The following is a 24170-nucleotide window of genomic DNA, read 5'->3' as shown; positions in this document are numbered from 1 at the left end:
AAACGCCATTTTGAGTTTATCAAAATGGCGTTTTTAATTAATTCATATTCTCAAATCAACACATCGTTTAATTTGGGTTATTTAATATAATTAGTGCAGCAATTACTCCAGGAACCCATCCGCAAAGTGTTAATAAAAACACTATTAAAATAGATCCACAACCTTTACCTATAACTGCTAAGGGTGGAAAAAAAATTGCTAATAAAACTCTTAATAAACTCATAGTACTTTTTTAGTTAGTATACTTAAAAGACGAGTTAATTAGAATTTTGTTACACTTAAACTTCTTTCTACATCAACTTTCCAAAAAAAATGGCATTCATCAATAGTTTATTGGTTCCAAACCAAAAACCTCTAAAATTAGTATTGTCTGTAAAAACGATTACTCTTCCACTACCTAAGCGTCCTGCTTTAAACGGAACGGTGTTTTTCAATTCCTTTAAGTTCTCTTTTGAAATATAACCACTCAATAACGGATTTTTGGTATACTGAATTGGGTTGTTATAACTCTTCGTATCTGCTTGTATAAATTGCTTTGTATTTCTAAACAAAGCTATCTTATCGTTTTTATATCCAAAATTGATTGGATGTGAACGGTCAATCTTTGCTTCAAAAATCGCTCCTCCAATTACTTGTGCTCCTGATTGTAACGAACGGTTTTCAAATGATACATCTTTTATAGAATCTATTTTAGTTTTATTAAATTTTACATTAACAAACCCTCTGCTATATAACCAATTTACTGTATTTCTATATCCAATTAACACTCCTCCATTACGAACCCATACTTTTAGTTTCTCTACTAAGTTCTTATCAATAGAGCGACTATTTGGAACAATAATCGTTGTATACTTATCAAGGTTTACTCTTGTAGCGTACTGTGTATCTAACTTTGTTAGTTTCATATCGTAACGTTGGTCTAACAAATGCCAAATTTCTCCTGCATCGTAACTTGTTACTCCATTTCCTACCAACATCGCTACTTTTTGCCTTTTTACAGCTTCAAAATTTCTACTTCCTAAATCAATTCCTTCATTCAACCCTGTAGATACTCCTTTAATTTCAATATGGTTTTCATTCGCTATTTTTCCTAAGAAATCGAACAACTCATTTCCGTTTAACTCTTGATTTTGAGCAGGGATAAAAATGGTTCCATAATCGTATGAATTGCCGTCGTTTGTAAATTTTTTCATCGCTACTTTCGCTCGTAATCCTTTTTCTAAAATAGAATTTAAAGCTTTAGGAGTGTTATATTCATTCCAAGGAAATAAATATCCCACACTACTTTTTTGTTGAATTCTCCCTTTCTTAGGTTGCAATTTAGTCACCTCAACTCCTGCTTTCGATAATGAAACATTATCCGCAAAATCAACTCCAAATGCATAATTAAAGGTCCAAGCGGATACATCATAAAACAAGCTATCTTTAAATGTAGTTCGCACATCAAACATTGCTTTTACCAATCGATGATTTTTCTGATTCATAGGCACGACATAGCTATACCCTTTTTTGAAGCGTTTTCCATTCGATGTAAAATCTTCTTTTAACTCATGGAGTTTTATTTGATGACGTTGTAAAACCTCAGCTAAGTGATTTGTTTTCGTTGCGTCTTTTTCATCACCAAATACTATCGCTTTGTTTGTTTCTGAGCTTCTTGAATTTTTATAAAAATCTTGTTGATACTGTAAGATTTTAGTTCGCATATTTTTAGCTGCTTCCAAAGTTGACAATGCTGCTGTAAACTGATTTCGAATGGTAAACTGAAACGTTAATACTCCGTTCTCACTTTCTTGCGCATGTCCACGGGAGCTTCCTTGTTCAAACAAAATTCCGATACCTCCATTAATATCTGGGAAGGTTGATCCTTTTCCGTAGTAAAAATCATCAAAACTTTCTTCTGAATAATATGTTGACCCTATTTTATCGAATGCTTTTGCATGATAGGTTGCTATTTCTTTTGTTAACTCTTGATTCATTTTTGGAGTTAACGGATTTGTTCTGCTAGGAATTCCTGGCTGAAAAAAGAAGGTTGAATTCGTACCCATTTCATGATGATCGGTCAAAATATTTGGTAACCATTTATGGAAAGTTTTAATTCGTGCTCTACTCTCTGGTAATTGCACAGGTAACCAATCACGGTTCATATCAAACCAATAGTGATTAGTTCTTCCCCCTGGCCAAACTTCGTGATATTCTCTATCATTCGGATCAGGATTGATATTATTTGCCTTGTTTGTATTTGTCCAATATGCAAAACGTTGTAACCCGTCAGGATTCATTGCTGGATCAAAAAGAATAACTGAATTATTTAGTAGCTCCTCTATTTTCTGTCCTTCTGCTGCTGCTAAATAATAGGCTGCTACCAACGCTGCATTTGAACCACTTGCTTCGTTTCCATGAATAGAAAAACCTTGATATACCACAATTGGGCTATTAGAAACATCAACAGAAGCATTGTTCGTTGCTTTTATATGATTTTCTCGTATTGCTTCTAAATTTTGATGATTTTTAGAGGAAGTAATTGTTAGCAATACTAAAGGTCTTCCTTCATAAGTTGTTCCTCTATTTTCAAGCATCACTCTATCAGAAGCTTTGGCTAGCGCCTTCATATACTCTACCAACTTATCATGTGTTACATGCCACTCTCCTACTTCATGTCCTAAAACAGATTTTGGAGTCGGAATACTTTGGTTATATGAAATACCTTTTGGTAAATAATAACTCAAATCGACAGTTTGAGCTGTTAATGTAGCACTGATAAATAGTAGTGATAGTAATAATTTCTTCATTATTTTCTTGGTTTCATTTTACGATTGATTATAAAATTAGGCAGTAAATAGCACTAATAGACAAAATCCCGCATAAACCGCGGGATTTATCAATTTTTAATCTTTATCTATTTAATTATCTGTTTCTTTTATCTTTTATAGAACAACCTATTGCTCTTGTATCCGTTTTTGTGGGTTTTTCTCCTTTTAACAAAGCTTCTACAGCATTCTCAACAAAACGTTCTTTTACCTTGCTTTCATCACGAGAATTATCATCAATAGCGCCTATATATTCAACAATTAATCTGCCTTTCTTTTTATTTAAAATATATACATGAGGGGTTCTTGTTGCTCCATATTTAGGATATACTTTCTGTCCTTCATCAAACAAATAAGGAAATGTAAACCCTTTTTCTTTAGCACGCACTTTCATTGCTTCAAAACTATCTCCTTTCGATACTTCTGGGTCGTTCGGATTGATAGCTATTACAGGAAATCCTTTTTGTTTATACTTTTTATCTAGAGCAATTAATCTATCTTCATTAGCTACAGAATATGGACACATATTACAAGTAAACACAACTATAAACCCTTTTGCTTCTTTATAATCTGCCAAAGAAACCATCTTACCATCAATATTTTTTAATGCAAAGTCTGAAGCTTCATCTCCTATTTTATAACCTCTAGAAGTATCATTAGTAAATGCTGAAATTGTAGCAACTACCAATAACATTAGTATTATTTTAAATGTCTTCATAATTATTTAGTTTAAAAAGGTTTGTAATTCGTTTTGTAACTCTTTATAGCTAAAAGTTCGTTCGTAAAATTTTCTTTTGTTAGAATTGTAAATTAACGTAGCTGGTATAGCTCCAGACCAATTTTTAGCAATATCTGGTATCCAAAATTGCTCATTTGAATCTTCAAAATGAAGTATTTTAGATTGTAGTTTTTTCTTTTGTATAAATGGTATAAGGTTTGTTTTTATTTGTTTAGAAAAATCTAGACTTACCAAAATAACCTCAACATCTTTATTTTTATATTCCTTATAAAGTTGTTCAAAAGCGGGCAGCTCTTTTACACAAGGCATACACCATGTAGCCCAAAAATTAACCACATAAGTTTTATCATTATTTTTATGTAAAAATGGTTTTAACTCTTCGTAATTTAACGTGTTTATCTTAATGGTTTTAGGTATGTTTTTAACTTGAGCTTTAGTTATTTTTCCACTAAAAAGAGCAATTACTATAATTATTAGTAAGAATTTACTTCTAAACATTTTTAAAACGATTTCTCTCAAAATTAACTGTTTATCACATTAAAAAGATAGAATTAACTAAATATTAACAAGAAAAAAGCTCGGAAATACAATTTCCGAGCTCTTCTTATTATCGTTTATTTGTTCTACTAACAAAAAATTTCATTCAGTAATTTAGCTAAACGTAAACCTCCTTTTTGTAACTGTTCTCTAACTACAGGAAAATACACATACGAATAACGGTAACGTAAGTTTTCTCCTACTTCAGCAGACTTGTACACCTCTTTAGTAATTTTGTGTGTATCATGTAACCAATCTACAACAGTTCCTTTTTGAATTACTTTGATTTGCTCTTTAGATAAATCTCTTGCATTATCAGCTAATTCAACATAACTCATATCCCACTTATTAATCAAGTTTTCATCCCAAACTCTGTGTAAATTAGACCCTTTTCCATGCCATTGAACCTGAATTTTATTACCTCCTAAATCTTCTTTTTGTCCAACATGCATAGGTTGATGTAAATCACCTACTAAGTGCACTAACATTTTTAAGTAAAAACGTTTGTCTTCAATTGAACTATTTTCATCCTTTAACACTTTTACACATTGCTCTATACCAGTAATCATATCTCCTTTCGGATTTTTCTCTGTTTCTTCGTAACGAGCATCTAATGGCATATTTACATAGTGCCAAGTATAAAACTTACCATATTTCTTTCTATCAGACTTTATTTCATCTGCATAAGTAGATACAAACGCTAAGCTCTCACCTTGTAGTAATTTTTCAATTTTCTTTCTAGCTTTTTTAGTCAAATGTTTTTCTGCAATTTTTCCAGTAGCTCTATGACCTGTTGGTCCCCAAACATCTTCGTTGTTGGCTATTGACGAAATACTCACTAACAATGCAGCTAGTACTATTAAAAATTTTGTCTTCATGAACGGTTTAAATTATAATCGGAAGCTAAATTATAAAATATAATCATCAAAAATTTGGATTTAACAAAATTTAATTTATATCTTTATGATATCATTTTAATATCACTTTAAATAAAACAAACATGAAAGCAGAAAAAATCATCAAACCAGCAAATGGGTACGTAATGTTTTTTATTGTACTTATTCTTTTTATTGGCGGAATCGCTTTAACAGTAAAAAACGAAAACCCAATTTTTATATTAATTTCAGTATTAGCATTTATTTTGGCGTTAGGTTTCATTTTAGTGAACCCTAATTCTTCAAAAGTTCTATTATTCTTCGGTAAATATGTAGGTACTGTGAAACAAAATGGTTTATACTGGGCTAATCCATTATACAAAAAGAAAACTGTTTCGTTAAGGGCTAGTAATTTTGATAGTGAGCGTTTAAAGGTTAACGATAAACTAGGAAACCCAGTAATGATAAGTACCATTTTAGTTTGGAGAGTTACAGAAACCTATAAAGCTGCTTTTGATGTTGATAATTATGAGAATTTTGTTCGTGTACAAACAGATGCTGCTGTACGAAAACTAGCTAGTATGTATCCATATGACAATTTTGCTGATGAGGGACACGAAGAAGATATTACACTACGCTCTAGTGTAAACGAAGTAAGTGAAGCATTAGAAAAAGAGTTAGAAGAACGATTAGCTATTGCAGGTATTGAGGTTTTAGAAGCACGAATTGGTTATTTAGCCTATGCACAAGAAATAGCAAGTGCAATGTTAAAACGCCAACAAGCTACAGCCATCGTTGCAGCTCGTCATAAAATTGTACAAGGTGCAGTTGATATGGTTGATATGGCTTTAGAGGAATTAAACAAAAAAGAGATTGTTGATTTAGATGAAGAACGTAAAGCTGCTATGGTTAGCAATTTATTGGTTATTTTATGTGGAGATAAAGAAGCTTCTCCAGTAGTAAATGCAGGAACTTTAAATCATTAAAAAAACTATTACTTACTAATGAAAGAATATAAAATTATACATAGAAAATTTAGTTGGTCTAACGGAAGACAAAAGTTTGAAGATGAAATTAACAATTATGCGAAACAAGGTTGGCGAGTTGCTAGTACATACCAAGTAAGTGACGGTAATATTGAAGTCATTTTAGAAAGAGATAAAAACCGATAAAATGAAAGTTTTTAAAGAAGAACAACAATTTACTCAACTATGGCTGTTAGTGTTATTAGCACTATGCCTAATTGTACCTGTTACACTTATCATTAAAGAATATACACAACAAAATTCAACAATGAGTTCTACTGAGTTTATATTTGTTCTTCTTGGAATTGTTGCTTCTTTTGCTTTTATCTTTATTTTTAAACTAACGACAAGAATTGATGAATATGGAATTCATTATCAATTTTTTCCTTTTCACTTTTCTTTTAAAAAAATAGCTTGGTCTGAAATTAATAAAGCATATATCAGAACCTATGATCCTATTGGCGAATATGGCGGCTGGGGATTCAAAAGCGGTTTACTTTGGAATAGAAAAAAAGGAACTGCTATTAACATTTCAGGAACCATTGGTATTCAACTAGAACTTAAAAACGGAAAAAAGTTATTGATAGGAACAAAAAAAGAACAAGAAGCTAAACATGTATTAGAAAACTATCAATACAAAATCAACTAATAATGATACAAGTAATAACTATTACAATAGTATATATTTTAACCTTTATAATGTCTTTACTGTAAATTAAAAGAAATTTGAAATTGTATTTTTGCAACCATTTTAGCGTTTCAAAAAAACACTATTATAAAACACAACATGGCAAAGAAGAAAGCTTTTGCACTCCGCATTAATGAAGATATGTTAAAAGCCATTGAAAAATGGGCTTCAGATGAATTTCGATCTACCAATGGGCAGATTGAATGGATGCTTATGCAAGCACTTAAAGAAGCCAAAAGAGAACCTAAAAAGAAAGAAGAAGAATAACAAATCTTAAGAACTTGTTAAAAAAAACGTCCAATTTTATTGGGCGTTTTCTATTTTGTACATTGTACAAACTTAAATTACAAGCAACTAACTATTATGAAAAAACTTTTTTATCTCCTATTTATAACCTTCTCTTGTGCTGCTTTTTCTCAAGAATTCTCAATGGATTTAGTCAAAAACATGAAACCAAGAAATATTGGTCCTGGTGGAATGAGCGGACGTGTAACAGCCATTGATGTTGTAGAATCTAACCCTGATATTATGTTTGTTGGTACAGCTTCAGGAGGTATATGGAAATCTACTTCAGGAGGTATTAAATGGGAACCCATTTTTGATAAAGAAGTAACTGCTTCTATTGGTGCTTTAGCCATACAACAATCCAATCCTAGTGTAATTTGGGCAGGAACTGGTGAAGGAAATCCTCGTAATAGTTTAAATGGTGGTTATGGAATTTTTAAATCTCTTGATGGTGGTAGATCATGGAAATCAATGGGATTAGAAAAAACACGTCACATACACCGTGTAGTTATACACCCAAACAATCCGGATGTTGTATACGTAGGTGCTATCGGATCTCCTTGGGGAGAACATAAAGAACGTGGTGTATATAAAACTACCGACGGTGGTAAAACTTGGAAACAAATTTTATTCAACAATAACAAAACTGGTGCTGCTGATTTAATTATGGATCCATCCAATCCTAATAAACTAATAGCAGCTATGTGGGAACACAAACGAGATCCTTGGTTTTTTAAATCTGGAGATGAAGGAAGCGGTTTATACATTACCCATGACGGTGGCGATAACTGGAAGAAAATTACCGAAAAAGAAGGCTTCCCTAAAGGCGAACTAGGTAGAATTGGCGTAGCAATCGCTCCTTCGAATCCAAATACTGTGTATGCTCTTGTTGAAGCAAAAAAAAATGCTTTATATAAAAGTGAAGATGGTGGTTTTTCTTGGAAAAAGATTAATGATAAAAAAGGCATTGGAAATAGACCTTTTTACTATTCAGAAATTTATGTAGATCCTCAAAACGAACATAAGTTATATACTGTTTTTACGTACATAAATGTTTCTATTGATGGAGGAAAGAACTTTAAACAACTCATGCCTGCATATGGAGTTGATAACGGTATTCACCCAGACCATCATGCTTGGTGGATTCACTCAAAAAATGGAAAGTTTATGATTGATGGAAATGATGGAGGAATGAATGTTACCAAAGACGGTGGTAAAACTTGGCGTTTTATTGGTAATTTACCAGTAGCTCAATTTTATCATATTAATGTAGATAATGAGTTTCCATATAATGTGTATGGCGGTATGCAAGATAATGGTTCTTGGAGAGGACCAGCTTATGTATGGAAAGCACAAGGAATACGAAATTCTTATTGGCAAGAGATTAGCTTTGGAGATGGTTTTGATGTTATTCCTGATAAAGACGACTCGCGTTATGGCTGGTCTATGAGTCAACAAGGATATGTATCTCGTTACGATTATAAAACAGGTAATAACTATACCGTTCGTCCAACACATCCTGATGCTGATATAAAACTACGCTTCAATTGGAATGCTGCTATTAATATTGATCCTTTTGATAATTCTACACTATATTTTGGAAGTCAGTTTGTACATAAATCAACTGATAAAGGGTTAACATGGAAGGTAATTTCTCCAGACTTAACTACAAATGATAAAAGTAAACTCAAACAATCTGAAAGTGGTGGGTTAACCATGGATGCTACTGGTGCAGAAAACCACTGTACTGTTTTAGTAATTGAACCCTCTCCTACTGAAAAAGATATGTTGTGGGCTGCTACTGATGATGGACAAGTACATATTACTAAAAATGGAGGTACAACTTGGACAAATGTTGCCAAAAACCTAAAAGGATTACCAGAAAACAGTTGGATTACGCAAATAAAAGCATCTAACAAAAATAAAGGAGAAGCTTTACTAGTTGCTAACGATTATCGTCGTTTTAACTATAAACCTTATGCTTACAGAACTAAAGATTATGGAACAACTTGGGAACGTATTGTTGATGAAAATGACGTAAAAAGCTTTACACAATGTATTATTGAAGACCCAATTGAGCCAATTTTACTTTTCTTGGGAACTGATGATGGCTTGTATATTTCTATTGATGCAGGAAAAAAATGGACTAAATGGACGGAAGGTTTCCCTACAGTTCCTGTAAAAGATTTAGTAATTCACCCAAGAGAACACGATTTAGTTATTGGTACTTTTGGTAGAGCAGCATGGGTATTAGATGATATTCGTCCATTAAGAGCTTTAGCTAAAGACAAAAATATTCTTACCAAAAATATTGAGTTATTCACACCACCAACAGCATATCAAGCAGCATACCAACAACCCACTGGTAGCCGATTTGGTGCTGATGCTATGTTTAATGGAACTAACAGAGGTCGTGGTGCTTTGGTTCAGTTTTATGTGAATAAACCAAAATCAACAAAAAAACCTGATGAAAAAGATAAGAAACCACTAAAAAAGGAGGATGAAAATACTGTAAAATGGGATTCTATCAAATTTGAAGTTTTTGATGGTAACAGGCTTATTCGAACTTTTAAAAGAAAAACTCCTAAAGAAAATGGAATTCACAAAGGTGTTTGGTTTATGAGTGAAAAAGGTGTTCCTCGACCTTCAAGAACAATCAGAAAACAAAAAAGAGAACCTAGGGGTGTACAAGTAAAACCTGGTACTTACAGAATAAAAGCTACGTTTGGTAACCAAACATCAGAAAAAAATATTACTGTAAAGTTTGATCCTAGACTTCGTATTTCTCAAAACGCAATCGATCAAAAATATGCAACAGCCAAAGACTTAGAGTCTCAACAAAAAATTATAGCTGATGTGGTAAAACAGTTAGTTGAAAGTAAAAATATAGCCAACAGCTTCAATCAAAAACTATCTAAAAAAGATAAAAAACTTTATAAAGAATCAATTAAAGGCTCTAAAAATATTGTTAAGAAAATAGATACACTTTTAGCTGTTTATTTAGGAAAAGTAGACAAAAGACAGGGGATTACACGAAACCCAGAAATGAATGTTACGCAACGTTTAGGAATAGCTAACAGATACGTTAATAGTAGATTTGGAGAACAAACTTCTACAGAAAAACAATTAATTATTCAATTTAAAGAAGCATTAAAACCAGCACTAGAAAAAACCAATGCTTTCTTTGATAAAGATTGGAAAGAATATAAGATTGAAGTTGAGAAAATAGACTTGTCTCCTTTTAAAGAAACCAAGCAATTTAGTTTAGAATAAAAAAGCTTACTAAAAACAAAAATTAATAACCCAAACATACACTTATGAAAAAACATTTCTTACTACTTGCCATTGCCTTTTCGGTAGTTGCCTGTAAAATGGATAAAAAAGATTCTGACAAAGCCATCATAACACTCAAAAAATACTCTATTGAGCAAATGATGGATAACGAAAATGTTTTTGGAGGAAGTTTTTCTCCTGATAACTCTAAATTACTAGTAACTAGTAATCGTTCAGGAATTTATAACATGTACACTGTTTCAACTTCTGGTGGTGAGTTAGAGCCTATTACAAAATCAGATAGCTCTTCAGTTTTTGCAACCTCTTATTTTCCAAAAGATGAAAGAATGCTGTTTAGAATGGATAATAATGGTGATGAAATTTACCACATCTTTTTAAGAGAACTTAATGGTTACATTAAAGATTTAACACCAACCAAAGGAGCTAGAGCTAGCTTTTTTGGGTGGGCTAAAGATGAAAAAAGTTTCTTTTTTACTTCAAACAAAAGAGACAATCGCTTTATGGACCTCTACGAAATGGATCTTGAAACTTTTACTCCTAAAATGATTTATGAAAACAAAGAAGGTTATAACGTTTCGGCTATATCAAACAACAAAAATATGTTAGCACTAAGCAAAACAGTTAACACCAACGATAGTGATTTGTTTTTGTTTGACAGAACCACCAAAGTAATCACTAAAATTAACCTAAGATTAAGTGGTAATTCAGCAGCTGATTTTTCTATTGATGATACTGAGTTTTACTATACAACAGATGCGGAAGGTGAATTTGCTACCTTAATGAAATATACTATTAATACCAACGAAACAGAAAAAGTATTAGCTAAAGACTGGGATATTTCTGGAAGTTACTTTACCAATAATGGTAGCTACAGAGTAACATATATTAATGAAGATGCTAAGAATGTAATTGAAGTTTATGATGTTAAAGCTGGTAAAAACATAGAACTACCTAATGTTAACGGAAAAAGCATTACTAGTGTTGGTTTTTCTAGAGATGAAAGCATGATGCGTTTTTATGCTGGTGGCTCTAACACTCCTTCTAACTTATATGTGTATGACTTAAAAACAAAAAAGCAAACACAACTAACTGATGTATTAAATAAAGAAATTAACCCCGAAGATTTAGTAAAAGCGAAAGTAATTCGTTACCCTTCTTTTGATGGAGTAACTATTCCTGCAATCTACTACTTGCCACATCAAGCTTCAGAAGATACTAAAGTGCCTGCTTTGGTTTGGGTTCACGGAGGTCCTGGAGGGCAATCACGTCAAAACTTTAGTTCAAGAATTCAATATTTAGTAAACCACGGATATGCTGTTTTGGCTGTTAATAATCGTGGTAGTAGCGGATATGGTAAAACCTTTTTTACTATGGATGATTTAAACCACGGAGAAAAAGATTTGCAAGATTGTGTAGAGGGTAAAAATTGGTTAGCAAAACAACCAGAAATAGACGCTGAAAAAATAGGAATCATAGGAGGGTCTTACGGAGGTTATATGACAATGGCAGCTTTAACATATGCTCCTGAAGAATTTGCTGTTGGAGTAAACATTTACGGAGTTACGAACTGGATGCGCACCTTAAAAAGCATTCCTTCTTGGTGGGAGTCTTTTAGAGAAGCTTTATACAAAGAGTTAGGTGATCCACACTCTGCAGACTCGGTAAGATTGAAAAGAATTTCTCCTTTATTTCATACAGATAAAGTAACCAAACCATTAATGGTATTACAAGGAGCTAAAGATCCAAGAGTTTTACAAGTAGAGTCAGACGAAATTGTAGCTGGAGTTAAGAAAAATGGTGTTCCTGTAGAATATGTTCTTTTTGATGATGAAGGACATGGTTTTGTTAAAAAGGAAAATCAAATAGAAGCTAATAGTAGAATTTTACAATTTTTAGATACTTATCTAAAAAAAGAGGAACCTATTAAAAATGATGAATTATAAACAAGTTGGCGCAATTTTAACATTCTAATTTTTCTTAAGAAAACTCTGGTTTTTATTTTTGCTCATATAACAATTGAATCTCCTACATATACCGCATATGTAGGGGATTTTTAATATAACAAACAACCACTTTAACAATTATGAAAAAGTTAACTTTATTAATTATCACTTTATTTTCATTAAACAATTTCGCTCAACAATCAGTAGCCCCAGACCCAACAAAAGAATTAGGTGTATGGTATATGTACAACGGATCTCATCAAATTTCTGAGAAGTTTAGTTTAAAAAGCATGGCGCATTTCCGTTTTTTTGAAATTGGAGACGATATACAGCAATTCATTGGACGTTTAGGTGGTAATTATAAATTCAACAAAACTTTAAGCGCTACCGTAGGATATGCTTTCTTAAATACAGATAGAACTTTTGGTATTGACGCGGGCGATTTTAACGAACATCGAATTTATGAAGACCTAAATGTAAAGCATAAAATAGCTAGCTTAAATTTAGCACATCGTTTTAGAGGAGAACAACGTTTTTTTGAATCAACAACTGGTAATTTTTTCCGATATCAATTAGCTTTAAGTCATCCTATCGATAAAAAATGGTCTACATATTTGTATAATGAAACTTTTTTAGATTTTAAGGGTGAATCCTATAATCAAAACTGGTTTGGAGCTGGTTTTAAATACAAAGTATCTGACATAGTTAAGCTTCAAGCAGGATATCAACTGATAAATCTAAATGAGGTTGGCAACTTTAATAGAATTCAATTAGGAGTTGCAATCAGCACAGATCATAGAAAATAGAACTAACTATTATTTCATACTTTAGCGACAAATTATTTTTAAATGGAAGCACCTCTTTTTACAAACGATGCAATCGTATTTGGTATTTTAATGATTTCGTTAGGTTTTGTATTTTATACAGAATCAAAAACTTCAGGGTTTTGGCCTAAGTTTTACAAAATAGTCCCAGGGTTATTTATGGCTTATTTTATCCCTGCTATTTTTACAACACTTGGTATTATTTCTCCTGAATGGGAAACTACTAGTGCTGCTGGCGAAGTCGTAAAAAACAAATCACAACTATACTATGTTTCTAGTAGATTTTTATTGCCTGCTGCCTTAGTTTTAATGACTTTAAGTATCGATTTAAAAGCTATTTTTAACTTAGGTTCTAAAGCATTAATCATGTTTTTTACAGGTACTATAGGAATTGTAATTGGAGGGCCAATAGCTATTTTATTAATATCTTCTGTTTCACCAGAAACAGTTGGCGGTGCAGGTTTTGATGCTGTTTGGAGAGGACTTTCTACCTTAGCTGGTAGCTGGATTGGTGGTGGAGCTAACCAAACTGCTATGTTGGAAATTTACCAATACAATCCTGCTAAATATGGAGGAATGGTATTTGTTGATATTGTAGTAGCTAATATTTGGATGGCAATCATTTTAATTGGAATTGGTAAAAAAGACAAAATAGACAAATGGTTAAAAGCTGATACCTCTGCTATTGAAGATTTAAAACAAAGAGTTTCTAACTTTACTCAGAGTGTTAAAAGAAATCCAACTTTAACCGATTTTATAATTATGCTTGCTATTGCCTTTGGAACTGTTGGTTTTGGCCATTTTGCCGGAGCATATTTAAGTGATGTTTTTGCTTCTTTAACAGCGAGTATGGAGTCTCAAACTATGAGAAACATTTTCTCTTTCTTAGGTTCAAATTTCTTCTGGTTAATTAGTATATCAACAATTGCTGCTGTTGTTTTATCTTTTACTAAAGCTAAAAATTACGAAGGTGCTGGTGCTAGTAAAATAGGAAGTATTTTTATTTATGTTTTAGTAGCAACTATTGGTATGAAAATGGACTTAACGCTAATTTTTGATAATTTCAATTTAATTTTTATTGGTTTAGTATGGATGGCTATTCATGCTGGGTTATTAATATTAGTAGCTAAATTAATTCGTGCTCCATATTTCTTCCTAGCTGTAGGAAGTCAAGCAAATGTAGGAGGAGCTGCTTCTGCTCCAATTGTAGCACAAGCTTTTCACCCTTCTTTAGCTACTGTAGGTGTTTTATTAGCCGTTTTTGGATACGCTATCGGTACTGTAGGTGCAATCCTATGTACAATTTTAATGGAAATAGCCTCAAAAGTTTAGGAGAAATCTGCATATTTGCAACAGACAAATTTTGAATTCAATGAAGAAAATTATTGCTCTTTTCGCAATTGCACTTGTTGCTTTTGCTTGTTCCTCTAAAAAAGAAGGGAACATGGTTGTTAAAGGTCAAATTAAAGGATTAAAAAAAGGTACTTTATACCTTCAAAAAATGAAGGATACATTATTAGTATCTGTTGATTCTATGGCGTTGTTAGGTGATGATAAATTTATACTAACAGATAATGTTGAATCTCCTGTAATATATTACTTAACTTTTGATGGTAATACCACAGACAAACACATAATGTTTTTTGGTGAAGAAGGTGAAATTACTATAAACGATAAAATTGAAGAATTTGGTTTTAAGCCTGAAATTAAAGGTTCTAAAAACCAAGAGGTAATGGATGAATACCGTAAAATAAACCAACGATTTATAGATCAACGTTTAGACTTTGTTAAAAAAGAAGTTGAAGCTCGTCAAGCTCAGGATGAAGTACAATTAGAGCAGGTAGAAGCTGATTACAAAAAAATGATCCGTCGTCGTTACCTATTCTCTACAAACTTTGCCATTGCAAACGCTGATAGTGAAGCTGCACCATATATTGCATTATCTGAATTATATGATGCTAACATTCAACTTTTAGATACTATTAATAATAGTTTAACAGATAAAGTTAAAAGCTCTGAATATGGTAAACGTTTACAAAAATTTGTAGATGATATAAAAGCCAAAGAAGAAAAGTAAAATTTTCCTCTTATAAAAAAAAGCTCATTCAATTTGAATGAGCTTTTTTTTCTGTGCATTAAATTTTAAAAGACAGCACTGGTAATTTACTATGATTAGCAATATCTTCTGAAATGCTTCCTTCAAAAAAGTGTGCTACTCCTTTTCTACCATGTGTAGCTACCATTAAGGCATCTGAGTTTATTTTATTGGCGTAGTAAAACACTCCTTTTTCTACAGTGTAATCAGAAATAATTTTTACTTTCTGTGCGCATTCTTCATAACTTTCATTAGTTTGATTGAAAAAACGCTTCATTCTTTCTTCTAACTCTTTTGTACTTTTAAATTTAGAGGTTGGAGTACTCACATACACTAGTTCTATTTCTGCATTAAATTTCTTAAGAAATTCTTTTGCTTCTTTATATGGTTTCACATCGTCATCAGAAAAATCGCAAGCAAACAATACCTTTTCTATTTGTTTTACTATTGGCTCTTCTTTAATTACTAATACAGGTACATGTGCGTAACGGATAACCTTTTCTGTATTAGAACCTATAAACATTTCTTTTAAACCACTAGTTCCTTTAGATCCCATAACTATCAAGTCTGCCCCTTCATTTCTTGCCAACTGATCTATTTCACTAAAAATTTTAAAGTGCTTTATAATTGGGGTTACTTTTATATCTGATAAATAATCTTTCTGTAAAAATTCTGCTAATTTCTTCTCAGTCATTTTTAAGTAAAACAGCATTTCTTGCTGTAAATAACTTTCTGATTGACTTAAGACAGCGTTAGACAACTCAAGCATATGTACTACCAATACCTCAGCATCTGATCTTTTTGCTAAAAAAGCTGCTGTTTGTAAAGCATTTTCAGAATATTCAGAAAAATCAACTGGGACTATAATTTTTTTCATGATTTATTACTTTTAGGTTTAATGTTTCCTATAAAGTTACCTAAATTTTATTAGTAAAACTATGATTTTTGTCACTTTATAAACCACTATATATTCTATACATTTGCTTTCTTAAATTTTACATTTGTTATGAATAAAAACTCTTCTAAATTTGTGGGCGTTATTGTACGTGCCTTTATTTCTTTAATGGTCGTTTCTATTTTAGGTATTTTATTAAAGTTCTTTATTACCATACCCAATCGTCTTTTTTTTAATAGACCTATAGCATATACCAGTACACATTATTCATATAAACCAGGACAAAATGGGTGGACTTTTGATTTTTTTGTATTAAATAATGATGGTTTATATATAGCCCTTCCTTTACTTTTAGTGATTTTTATTGCTCTAATTTTTTACTTTGGAGTATTTTCTGCTGTTGCTGCTTTTTTAAATTTTAAAGCACAAAACATGCAATTAGCCAAAAGAGATTTTATTTTAACACTACTTGTTGTTAGCTTCTACTTTATGCCCAAATTCATAAATATTGATTCTTTTTTAAACATTAATGAAAGAGGTGCTTATGTACTTAAAGAGCGTATATATAATCCTAATAATGAAATTTGGGAAATAGGTATACAAAAAATAAAAGGTAGCTATATTAAAGAACACAAAACCGTAAGCAATGACTCTTCATTTTTAGTTGTAAGAAAATTTAACACCACCAAAGTAGATACTGTTTTATTTGAAAAATTAGTTATTCCTGGTAGTAGTATTCACACTTTTAATGCAAAAAATACCCTGTGGTTATTTGAAGCTTCTAATGATTATTTAAAAGCTTTTGACATGGTTAACAGCTCCATGATTATAAAAAACAAAGAGGATTTAAATCGTATGATGCCAGAAAAATATCAAAAAAAAGGTATTGCCGAATTAAGTTACTCTTCTGCTCAAAAAAATAGTATTTATATAAAAACTAACTATGGTGAGGTATTATACTTGCATACAGATGATAATTTAATCACAGATCAATACAAATACACTAACAGCACATACTATTTAAGACGCATAAACGAACATAGATATAAATTATTAGCAAAAAAGAAACAACTAGCTACTACTTTACAAGAAGCTGTGTTTTTAAATGCTGAAATTATTTCTTACACAAATAATGTTGTTATTATTAGACACAAAGTCAACATAAAAAAAGAAACTCCTTATACCATTTCGGCATATGATACTATAACAGGAAATAAACTATGGGATTTTAATGAACAAAACAATTCTTTTTTAAATGATGCTTATGGTAAAGTTACTGTGGATGCAACTTTTTTACCAAACAAAACAATTCTTAGTTTTTATGATGCTTTTACATTAAAAGAAAATGTAATAATAGATAATCAAGGAAACCATATAACACAAGGTACTGGCATAACTAATAAACAAAAAAACTAACTAGTAAATAAGTATTTAGACTGTTTTTAATTATGATTAATGACAACCTTCAACTGAATTATGAATATCTGTTACAGGGAGTGGAGAAACATAAGGTATTCCTAACCCTAACCCTCTAAGAATAAACAATACTCCAATAAAAACTACAACATAAGGTATTGCTTGTTTAATTCTTTTTCGCACCAAGCCATTTGCAAAATTACCTACATAAACTACTGCTGTCATTAACGGTATAGTTCCTAACCCGAATAGAAACATATATAGGCTTCCTGACAACATATTTGTTGTAGTTAGTGCTCCAAAAACTGCCATATATACTAAGCCACAAGGTAAAAAACCGTTTAAAAAGCCAATTGTAAAAAAGGTATCGTTTCCTTTTTTCTTTAACTCTTTTCCCAGAGAAGATTTTACCTTCATTACCAATTTATTTATTGGATTTGAGAAGTTGTATTTTTGAAAGGTTTTGGGAACAAGGATTGCCAAAATCATTAATACTCCAACAATAATAGAAAGTTGTTGCTGAAATCCGAAGAAATAAAACCCTTTTCCTAATAAACCAAACAAAAAACCTATTAAACTATAAGTAAATAAGCGCCCAAAATGATAACTGGTAATTTGAAAAAACTGCTTTACTTTATTCGTTCTATCTACAGGTAACATAAAGGCTATAGGACCACACATACCAATACAGTGGAAGCTTCCTAATAAACCAAATATAATTGCTGAGAGAAACATTAATACACCAACTCTTTCTGAAATAAATAATCTTTATTTTTGTAGTTCCAGGAAACTGTTATGTTCCAACGACCACCCAACAAACGTTTCTCAGGCACGAGCAAATATGTTTCGGAAATCGAAATAGGCATTTCGAAATCCAATTGTTTATCAGATGGTCTGTATAGGAACACTTTTCCTTTTATATCTTTAGGATTAAAGTCCGTTGGAAAATGGACTTTAATTCCTTCAGTTACTTTTTCTATTTTAATACTTTCTTTTAATGCTTTCGCATTTTTAGTAGCATCTAATTTGTTCTGAAATTCTAATTCTTGTTGATAATATTTTTCAGTTACCAAATCGTGGTTATAATTTTTACCTGTACTCATAGTGATTACAAAATACATGATAAAGCCTATAAAGCCTATAATTGCTATTACTATACCCGTGCCCCAGTTTAGTTTCATTTTATTTATTTTTTTGTCTTTGGTTTTTTGTCTTTAGTATTACTAAAACCTACTAACCTTTAGACTGGTTTATCTATAACTTCTTGGTCCTAAAAAGTTGGTTGTAGTTGTTTCAATAAGTTTATCGCCACTATACACTCCTATTTTTAGTTTTTCCTTGTCGTTTTTCATTTCAGACTGATGTAACTCTATAAACAAAGTTCCTTCTGCCAACCCTTGTTTTGGTACTTCAAAATCTTGATGCGTTACAGTCTCTATTTTTCCTTTATGAGACAATAACTTATAACTCACATTATCAATCTGTTTTGTCGTTTTATTTACTACTTTAAAAGTGTAAATATTACTAATAACCCCATTTTCTTTATGTTGGTATAACTGACCTGGTAATCGTAAAATTGTTGCTTCTACATCATTTCTTAAAAACAACATTCCTACTAAAATCCCTATTAAAATGAATAATACTGCTGTGTATCCTTTCATTCTTGCAGTGAACTTAAAAGGTGCTTTCTTAACAATATTTTCTTCACTTGCATAACGGATTAATCCTTTTGGTAAGCCTACCTTTTCCATCATGTGATCACACTCATCAATACAGGCGGTACAGTTTACACATTCTAATTGTGTACCATTACGAATATCGATTCCTGTAGGGCATACATGTACACATTGAAAACAATCTATACAATCTCCTTTTCCAGTTGCTGCTCTATCTTCTTTTTTATTAAATTTTCCTCTTCCTGTTTTACCCTCTCCTCTTACGTGGTCATAAGCAACATTAATAGTTTTATTATCTAACAGTACTCCTTGGAGCCTACCGTAAGGACAAGCTATAATACACACCTGTTCTCTAAACCATGCAAAAATAAAATAGAAAACCCCTGTAAAAATTAGCAATGATATTAAAGTACTAATATGGTCTAATGGGTTACCAGTTATGTAACTTATTAATTTATCACTTCCTATTAGATACGCTAAGAAAACGTTTGCTATAATAAAAGAGATGATAAAAAAGACTACCCATTTTAAAATTCTTTTTCTTATTTTTTCAGCATTCCATGCTTGTTTAGCTAAACGAATTTGTTTTCCTCTATCTCCTTCTATTAAATATTCAATTTTTCTGAAAACCATTTCTAAAAAAATGGTTTGTGGGCAAATCCATCCACAGAAAATTCGACCAAATACAACAGTAAATAGAATGATAAACACCACTCCTATTATCATTGAAATCACCATTAAGTGAAAATCTTGAGGCCAAAAAGGAAATCCGAAAATATTAAACTTACGTTCTAAAACATTAAATAGTAAAAACTGATTTCCGTTGATTTTAATAAAAGGTGCTAGTAATAAAAATGCCAATAAAAAATAGCTTACATAGCTTCGGTATTTATAAAACTTACCACTTGGCTTTTTTGGAAACACCCAGGCCCTTTTTCCTTCATCATTTATAGTACCAATACTATCTCTAAATTGTTCGTTCTTGGGTGTTTCCATAATCAACTATTAAAAACTAATTTGTAACTATTTATTGAATACTGTCTTTTGGTTGTTCATCAGGTTCAGCTACAGCAGGAGCTGCCCCTTCTTCTTTATATAACTCTCCTTGTGGTTCTTTTGGTTTTGCAGGAGTAGTTCCTTGTAAAGAGAGAATATAACTTGCTACTTTTTGAATATCTTTTGGCTTCAACGTTTTATTCCAAGCTACCATACCTTTACCGTCTCTACCACCATTAGAAATTGTATTAAAGATATTTTTTATACCTCCTCCTAAAATCCAATATTCATCGGTTAAGTTTGGTCCAATACCTCCACCTCCATCTGCAATATGACATGCAGCACAGTTTAAGTTGTATACAGCTTTACCTCTACTTAAATCACCAGCATCTGTTAAAACTGTTACTGTTTCGGCATCGATAACTGCTTCTTTAGAATTTGATTTAAATGCCGCTAACTCTCTTTTAGCTTCTGCCACTGCCTGAGCATATTCCATCTCTTGATTATCTGCTCCCAGTACATGGTATCTTACTAAATATACGGCTGCAAAAATTATTGTTGCGTAGAACATATATAGCCACCATGGCGGTAAATTATTATCTAACTCTTTAATTCCATCATAGTTATGATCTAGTATAATTTCGTCCTCTTCCTCTATGGCTTTAGCTTCTGTCCATTTATTTATAATTTTCTTAGCCCAAGCCCAGTTATCAACTTCTTCTGGCTGAATACCATCTTTTTCCATTTGAAGTTGCTCCGCTTTTTGTTGTGATACAATATTTAAAGCTTCTTTTAACACAACTACTGTTACAAGCCCTACTATTGCTATCCATACTAACGGATGTTCATATAGACTAAATGGATTTTCGTATGATTTAATCGCAGTAACTATAGCAAAAAAGGTAACTGCAACAAAAATGATATATACTATAGATTGAAAATATTTTTTCATCTTGTTTAATTTTACTAATTATCTAAAGGTAATTTACTTACTCTACTTATATACTCTCTTTTGGCCGTAAATACCCACCAAAACAACACTACAAAAAATGTAAAGAATATAGTTAGCGAAATAATTGGGTATATTTCAATACCTGCAATTGTTTCCATATGGTTTTTTACAAACTTTAACATGCTTTCTAGTTTTTAGCGCTTAATTGATCTTCAACATCTTTAATCTTAATATCGGTACCTAGTCGTTGTAAATAAGCGATTAGGGCTACGATTTCTCTATCTTTCATTTCAATGAAAGTTTGTCCGTTTTCTTGAGCGTACTTTTTATCTGCTTCATAATTTGTTGCAAAATCTGGATCAGCATATAAGTTCTCTTGAATTTTAGCCCCTTGTTCTTCCATACTTGCTTGCGCATTAGCTATATCTTCTTCAGTATAAGGAACACCTAGGCTAACCATTGCTTTCATTTTTCCTTCTGTATCACTCTTATCTAGTTTATCTCTTACTAACCATTGATATGAAGGCATGATAGAACCAGGTGAAGTACTTTGCGGATCGTACATGTGATTTAAGTGCCAGCTGTCGTTATATTTTCCTCCAACTCTTAATAAATCTGGTCCTGTACGTTTAGAACCCCATAAGAATGGATGATCGTATACAAACTCTCCTGCTTTTGCAAATTCTCCATAACGCTCTACTTCTGACCTGAATGGACGAACCATTTGTGAGTGACATCCTACACACCCTTCACGGATATAAATATCTCTACCCTCTAATTCTAAAGGTGTATATGGTTGTACGCTTGTTATAGTTGGAATATTTGACTTCACTAATAAAGTTGGTATAATTTGAACAACACCTCCAATTAAAATTGCTACTGTAGCATAGATTGTTAATTTTACAGGTCTTCTTTCTAACCAAGTGTGCCACCCTTCTTTAGAAGTTCTATATTTAGACACTTTTGTTAATGCTGCTGCTTCTGCTAATTCATCTGTTACTTCACTACCTGATCTTACAGTTTTAACAATATTGTATAACATTACGAATGCTCCTAGTATAAATAAACTTCCTCCGATAGCACGCATCCAGTACATTGGAATAATTTCATTTACTGTTTCTAAGAAGTTACCGTATGTTAAGGTTCCATCAGGGTTGAATTGTTTCCACATTGATGCTTGTACAAATCCTGCTACATACATTGGTAATGCATACATGATAATACCTAAGGTACCTATCCAGAAATGGAAGTTTGCTAATGCTGTAGAGTATAATTTTGTTTTAAACATTCTTGGTACTAACCAGTATAACATACCGAAAGTTAAGAATCCGTTCCATGCTAAGGCTCCTACGTGTACGTGAGCAATAATCCAATCACTAAAGTGTGCAATTGCATTTACATTCTTTAATGATAACATTGGTCCTTCAAACGTTGCCATACCATAACCTGTAATTGCAACTACCATGAATTTTAATACTGGGTCTACTCTTACTTTATCCCAAGCTCCACGAAGTGTTAGTAGTCCGTTGATCATACCTCCCCAAGATGGTGCAATCAACATTACAGAGAATGCTACTCCTAAATTTTGAGCCCAATCTGGTAATGATGTATATAATAAGTGGTGAGGCCCTGCCCAGATGTAGATGAAAATTAACGACCAGAAGTGTACAATAGATAATCTATATGAATATACCGGACGGTTAGCGGCTTTAGGAACAAAGTAGTACATTAACCCTAAGAACGGAGTCGTTAAAAAGAATGCTACCGCATTATGTCCGTACCACCATTGTACTAATGCATCTTGAACACCTGCGTATACTGAATAACTTTTCATAAAGCTTACAGGTAATTCTAAACTATTAAAAATGTGTAATACTGCTACGGTTACAAAAGTTCCTAAGTAGAACCAAATTGCTACATATAAATGGCGTTGTCTTCTTTGTAAGATTGTCCAAATCATGTTAGCTCCAAAAGCTACCCAAACTAATGCTATGGCTATATCAATTGGCCATTCTAATTCGGCATATTCTTTTGAAGTTGTATACCCTAACGGAAGTGTTATGGCTGCTGCAACAATTATTAACTGCCATCCCCAAAAGTTAAAGTTACTTAAAAAATTACTCGCCATACGCGCTTTCAGTAATCGTTGTAGTGAGTAGTAAACTCCTGCAAAAATGGCATTTCCTACGAATGCAAAAATTACTGCATTTGTGTGTAATGGTCTTAAACGCCCAAAACTTAACCACGAAATTCCGTCAGTTAAATTTGGGAATAAAAACATAAAAGCCAATAACAATCCTACTGAAAAACCTACTATTCCCCATAGTAAGGTTGCGTAGATGAATTTTTTTACGATCTTATTATCGTAATAAAATTGTTGCATTTCCATAATCTATTTGAATTTAATATCTATTGTTAATTGTTAGTTCTTTGTTTCTTCTTTTACCAGTTCATCATCAAACAACATGCGAACTGATGGCGTGTACGAGTCATCGTACTGCCCTTTTTTTACTGAAACAATAAATGCTATAAAGAAAATAATAGCCACTAAAATACTTAGTGATAGTAGTAAGTAAATAACGCTCATATCTTGCCTGATAATTATAGTTCAAAGGTAACTGTGAAGGTTTTCTTAAAATATGACTTTTGTCATGTTTGAGTTTTTTTTCAAAAAAAATAAAGAGAACGAAAAGTTCTCTTTATTTAAGTAATCTTTGTAAACCTCTTAGAAGATTTTTCTCTAAAATAGCATAACTACCATCTGATAGAAATAATTCTTTTATTTCTTCAAATAGTTTATTTACTTCTTCTTTACCGTAGTTTAATTTTTTGAGTGATTTATTAATTTTTTGAATGCTAGCATAGTCATTATCTTTTTCAAACTCTTTATGCATCTTCTTATACGTTTCTTGGTTTGTTCTTAAAGAAATGGCTTCGAGTTCTTCTTTTGTTTCTTTAAAATCTGCATTAATACAATAGATAAAAAGATAGGTATGTAGCTCTTCCTTTGACCAATTTACTTCAAATGATTCCATAACGCCTGGTTTTTAGGTTCACTCAAATTTAATCATTTTTTTAGTAAAAACACAACAATACTCATTATAAAACATTAATTACCAACAA

24 protein-coding genes are annotated in these 24170 nt (G+C 31.8%); 10 read left to right on the top strand and 14 right to left on the bottom strand.

What is annotated here, in order from left to right; all coding sequences use genetic code 11:
* Nucleotides 1–67: 67 nt before the first annotated feature.
* The 5 genes from C8N27_RS14480 to C8N27_RS14460 all read right to left on the bottom strand — a co-directional run bounded on the left by C8N27_RS14480 (nt 68) and on the right by C8N27_RS14460 (nt 4961).
* A complete protein-coding gene (locus C8N27_RS14480; RefSeq protein WP_081728322.1) occupies nt 68–223 on the bottom strand; it encodes a YqaE/Pmp3 family membrane protein in 156 nt (51 codons plus the stop codon).
* 67 nt (nt 224–290) lie between these two features.
* Complete coding sequence (locus C8N27_RS14475; protein ID WP_121148374.1) at nt 291–2789, bottom strand: M14 family metallopeptidase; 2499 nt, start codon at nt 2787–2789, stop codon at nt 291–293.
* Between the two features lie 115 nt (nt 2790–2904).
* Nucleotides 2905–3525: a thioredoxin family protein gene (locus C8N27_RS14470; RefSeq protein ID WP_121148371.1), complete on the bottom strand. Its 621-nt coding sequence runs from the start codon at nt 3523–3525 to the stop codon at nt 2905–2907.
* A 6-nt stretch (nt 3526–3531) separates the two neighbouring features.
* Nucleotides 3532–4044, bottom strand: a complete 513-nt coding sequence (locus tag C8N27_RS14465) for a TlpA disulfide reductase family protein (RefSeq protein WP_121148369.1) — start codon at nt 4042–4044, stop codon at nt 3532–3534.
* A gap of 128 nt (nt 4045–4172) precedes the next feature.
* A complete protein-coding gene (locus tag C8N27_RS14460) occupies nt 4173–4961 on the bottom strand; it encodes a S1/P1 nuclease (RefSeq protein WP_121148366.1) in 789 nt (262 codons plus the stop codon).
* A gap of 122 nt (nt 4962–5083) precedes the next feature.
* Between C8N27_RS14460 and C8N27_RS14455 the strand changes: the two genes are divergently transcribed.
* The 9 genes from C8N27_RS14455 to C8N27_RS14415 all read left to right on the top strand — a co-directional run bounded on the left by C8N27_RS14455 (nt 5084) and on the right by C8N27_RS14415 (nt 15094).
* On the top strand, nt 5084–5944 hold the full coding sequence (locus C8N27_RS14455) for an SPFH domain-containing protein (RefSeq protein ID WP_099214100.1): 861 nt from the start codon (nt 5084–5086) through the stop codon (nt 5942–5944).
* A gap of 18 nt (nt 5945–5962) precedes the next feature.
* Entirely contained in the window at nt 5963–6130 is a 168-nt protein-coding gene (locus C8N27_RS14450; protein WP_121148363.1) for a DUF4177 domain-containing protein, read from the top strand.
* Nucleotide 6131: 1 nt separating this feature from the next.
* Nucleotides 6132–6632, top strand: a complete 501-nt coding sequence (locus tag C8N27_RS16065; protein ID WP_208639324.1) for a hypothetical protein — start codon at nt 6132–6134, stop codon at nt 6630–6632.
* A gap of 138 nt (nt 6633–6770) precedes the next feature.
* Complete coding sequence (locus C8N27_RS14440; protein WP_081728321.1) at nt 6771–6938, top strand: type II toxin-antitoxin system antitoxin; 168 nt, start codon at nt 6771–6773, stop codon at nt 6936–6938.
* Nucleotides 6939–7034: 96 nt separating this feature from the next.
* Entirely contained in the window at nt 7035–10229 is a 3195-nt protein-coding gene (locus tag C8N27_RS14435; RefSeq protein WP_121148362.1) for a WD40/YVTN/BNR-like repeat-containing protein, read from the top strand.
* Nucleotides 10230–10273: 44 nt separating this feature from the next.
* Nucleotides 10274–12193: a S9 family peptidase gene (locus C8N27_RS14430; RefSeq protein WP_121148359.1), complete on the top strand. Its 1920-nt coding sequence runs from the start codon at nt 10274–10276 to the stop codon at nt 12191–12193.
* A gap of 140 nt (nt 12194–12333) precedes the next feature.
* On the top strand, nt 12334–12999 hold the full coding sequence (locus C8N27_RS14425) for a DUF2490 domain-containing protein (protein WP_121148357.1): 666 nt from the start codon (nt 12334–12336) through the stop codon (nt 12997–12999).
* A gap of 42 nt (nt 13000–13041) precedes the next feature.
* Nucleotides 13042–14349, top strand: coding sequence for a DUF819 family protein (locus C8N27_RS14420; RefSeq protein ID WP_099214095.1), 1308 nt, complete (start codon nt 13042–13044; stop codon nt 14347–14349).
* A gap of 40 nt (nt 14350–14389) precedes the next feature.
* Nucleotides 14390–15094, top strand: a complete 705-nt coding sequence (locus C8N27_RS14415) for a DUF4369 domain-containing protein (protein WP_121148354.1) — start codon at nt 14390–14392, stop codon at nt 15092–15094.
* Between the two features lie 58 nt (nt 15095–15152).
* On the opposite strand, the gene C8N27_RS14410 is transcribed toward C8N27_RS14415, so the two are convergent.
* Nucleotides 15153–15989 (bottom strand): universal stress protein, encoded by an 837-nt coding sequence (locus C8N27_RS14410; RefSeq protein WP_099214093.1) that lies wholly within the window; start codon nt 15987–15989, stop codon nt 15153–15155.
* Nucleotides 15990–16118: 129 nt separating this feature from the next.
* Between C8N27_RS14410 and C8N27_RS14405 the strand changes: the two genes are divergently transcribed.
* Nucleotides 16119–17423: a hypothetical protein gene (locus C8N27_RS14405; protein WP_121148352.1), complete on the top strand. Its 1305-nt coding sequence runs from the start codon at nt 16119–16121 to the stop codon at nt 17421–17423.
* A 36-nt stretch (nt 17424–17459) separates the two neighbouring features.
* On the opposite strand, the gene C8N27_RS14400 is transcribed toward C8N27_RS14405, so the two are convergent.
* The 8 genes from C8N27_RS14400 to C8N27_RS14365 form a co-directional block, all read right to left on the bottom strand.
* Entirely contained in the window at nt 17460–18158 is a 699-nt protein-coding gene (locus tag C8N27_RS14400; protein ID WP_121148349.1) for a sulfite exporter TauE/SafE family protein, read from the bottom strand.
* Entirely contained in the window at nt 18158–18604 is a 447-nt protein-coding gene (locus C8N27_RS14395) for a FixH family protein (RefSeq protein ID WP_121148347.1), read from the bottom strand. Before C8N27_RS14395 ends, C8N27_RS14400 begins: the two co-directional genes overlap by 1 nt.
* A 69-nt stretch (nt 18605–18673) precedes the next feature.
* Complete coding sequence (gene ccoG / locus C8N27_RS14390; RefSeq protein WP_121148344.1) at nt 18674–20095, bottom strand: cytochrome c oxidase accessory protein CcoG; 1422 nt, start codon at nt 20093–20095, stop codon at nt 18674–18676.
* A gap of 31 nt (nt 20096–20126) precedes the next feature.
* Nucleotides 20127–21047: a cbb3-type cytochrome c oxidase N-terminal domain-containing protein gene (locus C8N27_RS14385; RefSeq protein ID WP_099214088.1), complete on the bottom strand. Its 921-nt coding sequence runs from the start codon at nt 21045–21047 to the stop codon at nt 20127–20129.
* Nucleotides 21048–21061: 14 nt separating this feature from the next.
* Nucleotides 21062–21229 (bottom strand): CcoQ/FixQ family Cbb3-type cytochrome c oxidase assembly chaperone, encoded by a 168-nt coding sequence (locus C8N27_RS14380; protein ID WP_099214087.1) that lies wholly within the window; start codon nt 21227–21229, stop codon nt 21062–21064.
* A 5-nt stretch (nt 21230–21234) separates the two neighbouring features.
* On the bottom strand, nt 21235–23436 hold the full coding sequence (gene ccoN, locus C8N27_RS14375) for a cytochrome-c oxidase, cbb3-type subunit I (RefSeq protein ID WP_099214086.1): 2202 nt from the start codon (nt 23434–23436) through the stop codon (nt 21235–21237).
* Between the two features lie 33 nt (nt 23437–23469).
* Entirely contained in the window at nt 23470–23634 is a 165-nt protein-coding gene (gene ccoS / locus C8N27_RS14370) for a cbb3-type cytochrome oxidase assembly protein CcoS (protein WP_073184498.1), read from the bottom strand.
* A gap of 112 nt (nt 23635–23746) precedes the next feature.
* Nucleotides 23747–24082, bottom strand: a complete 336-nt coding sequence (locus C8N27_RS14365; RefSeq protein WP_099214084.1) for a hypothetical protein — start codon at nt 24080–24082, stop codon at nt 23747–23749.
* Nucleotides 24083–24170 lie beyond the last annotated feature (88 nt).

The organism is Tenacibaculum discolor (assembly GCF_003664185.1).
Taxonomy (GTDB): Bacteria; Bacteroidota; Bacteroidia; order Flavobacteriales; family Flavobacteriaceae; genus Polaribacter; species Polaribacter discolor.
Note: the sequence above shows the minus strand (reverse complement) of the source record. Positions and strands in the feature narration are given on the sequence as shown.

What these genes read in the sequence shown, in the direction of transcription:
- C8N27_RS14480 (WP_081728322.1), bottom strand. Translation starts at nt 223, where the DNA reads ATGAGTTTATTAAGAGTTTTATTAGCAATTTTTTTTCCACCCTTAGCA.
- C8N27_RS14475 (WP_121148374.1), bottom strand. Translation starts at nt 2,789, where the DNA reads ATGAAGAAATTATTACTATCACTACTATTTATCAGTGCTACATTAACA.
- C8N27_RS14470 (WP_121148371.1), bottom strand. Translation starts at nt 3,525, where the DNA reads ATGAAGACATTTAAAATAATACTAATGTTATTGGTAGTTGCTACAATT.
- C8N27_RS14465 (WP_121148369.1), bottom strand. Translation starts at nt 4,044, where the DNA reads ATGTTTAGAAGTAAATTCTTACTAATAATTATAGTAATTGCTCTTTTT.
- C8N27_RS14460 (WP_121148366.1), bottom strand. Translation starts at nt 4,961, where the DNA reads ATGAAGACAAAATTTTTAATAGTACTAGCTGCATTGTTAGTGAGTATT.
- C8N27_RS14455 (WP_099214100.1), top strand. Translation starts at nt 5,084, where the DNA reads ATGAAAGCAGAAAAAATCATCAAACCAGCAAATGGGTACGTAATGTTT.
- C8N27_RS14450 (WP_121148363.1), top strand. Translation starts at nt 5,963, where the DNA reads ATGAAAGAATATAAAATTATACATAGAAAATTTAGTTGGTCTAACGGA.
- C8N27_RS16065 (WP_208639324.1), top strand. Translation starts at nt 6,132, where the DNA reads ATGAAAGTTTTTAAAGAAGAACAACAATTTACTCAACTATGGCTGTTA.
- C8N27_RS14440 (WP_081728321.1), top strand. Translation starts at nt 6,771, where the DNA reads ATGGCAAAGAAGAAAGCTTTTGCACTCCGCATTAATGAAGATATGTTA.
- C8N27_RS14435 (WP_121148362.1), top strand. Translation starts at nt 7,035, where the DNA reads ATGAAAAAACTTTTTTATCTCCTATTTATAACCTTCTCTTGTGCTGCT.
- C8N27_RS14430 (WP_121148359.1), top strand. Translation starts at nt 10,274, where the DNA reads ATGAAAAAACATTTCTTACTACTTGCCATTGCCTTTTCGGTAGTTGCC.
- C8N27_RS14425 (WP_121148357.1), top strand. Translation starts at nt 12,334, where the DNA reads ATGAAAAAGTTAACTTTATTAATTATCACTTTATTTTCATTAAACAAT.
- C8N27_RS14420 (WP_099214095.1), top strand. Translation starts at nt 13,042, where the DNA reads ATGGAAGCACCTCTTTTTACAAACGATGCAATCGTATTTGGTATTTTA.
- C8N27_RS14415 (WP_121148354.1), top strand. Translation starts at nt 14,390, where the DNA reads ATGAAGAAAATTATTGCTCTTTTCGCAATTGCACTTGTTGCTTTTGCT.
- C8N27_RS14410 (WP_099214093.1), bottom strand. Translation starts at nt 15,989, where the DNA reads ATGAAAAAAATTATAGTCCCAGTTGATTTTTCTGAATATTCTGAAAAT.
- C8N27_RS14405 (WP_121148352.1), top strand. Translation starts at nt 16,119, where the DNA reads ATGAATAAAAACTCTTCTAAATTTGTGGGCGTTATTGTACGTGCCTTT.
- C8N27_RS14400 (WP_121148349.1), bottom strand. Translation starts at nt 18,158, where the DNA reads ATGTTTCTCTCAGCAATTATATTTGGTTTATTAGGAAGCTTCCACTGT.
- C8N27_RS14395 (WP_121148347.1), bottom strand. Translation starts at nt 18,604, where the DNA reads ATGAAACTAAACTGGGGCACGGGTATAGTAATAGCAATTATAGGCTTT.
- ccoG (WP_121148344.1), bottom strand. Translation starts at nt 20,095, where the DNA reads ATGGAAACACCCAAGAACGAACAATTTAGAGATAGTATTGGTACTATA.
- C8N27_RS14385 (WP_099214088.1), bottom strand. Translation starts at nt 21,047, where the DNA reads ATGAAAAAATATTTTCAATCTATAGTATATATCATTTTTGTTGCAGTT.
- C8N27_RS14380 (WP_099214087.1), bottom strand. Translation starts at nt 21,229, where the DNA reads ATGTTAAAGTTTGTAAAAAACCATATGGAAACAATTGCAGGTATTGAA.
- ccoN (WP_099214086.1), bottom strand. Translation starts at nt 23,436, where the DNA reads ATGGAAATGCAACAATTTTATTACGATAATAAGATCGTAAAAAAATTC.
- ccoS (WP_073184498.1), bottom strand. Translation starts at nt 23,634, where the DNA reads ATGAGCGTTATTTACTTACTACTATCACTAAGTATTTTAGTGGCTATT.
- C8N27_RS14365 (WP_099214084.1), bottom strand. Translation starts at nt 24,082, where the DNA reads ATGGAATCATTTGAAGTAAATTGGTCAAAGGAAGAGCTACATACCTAT.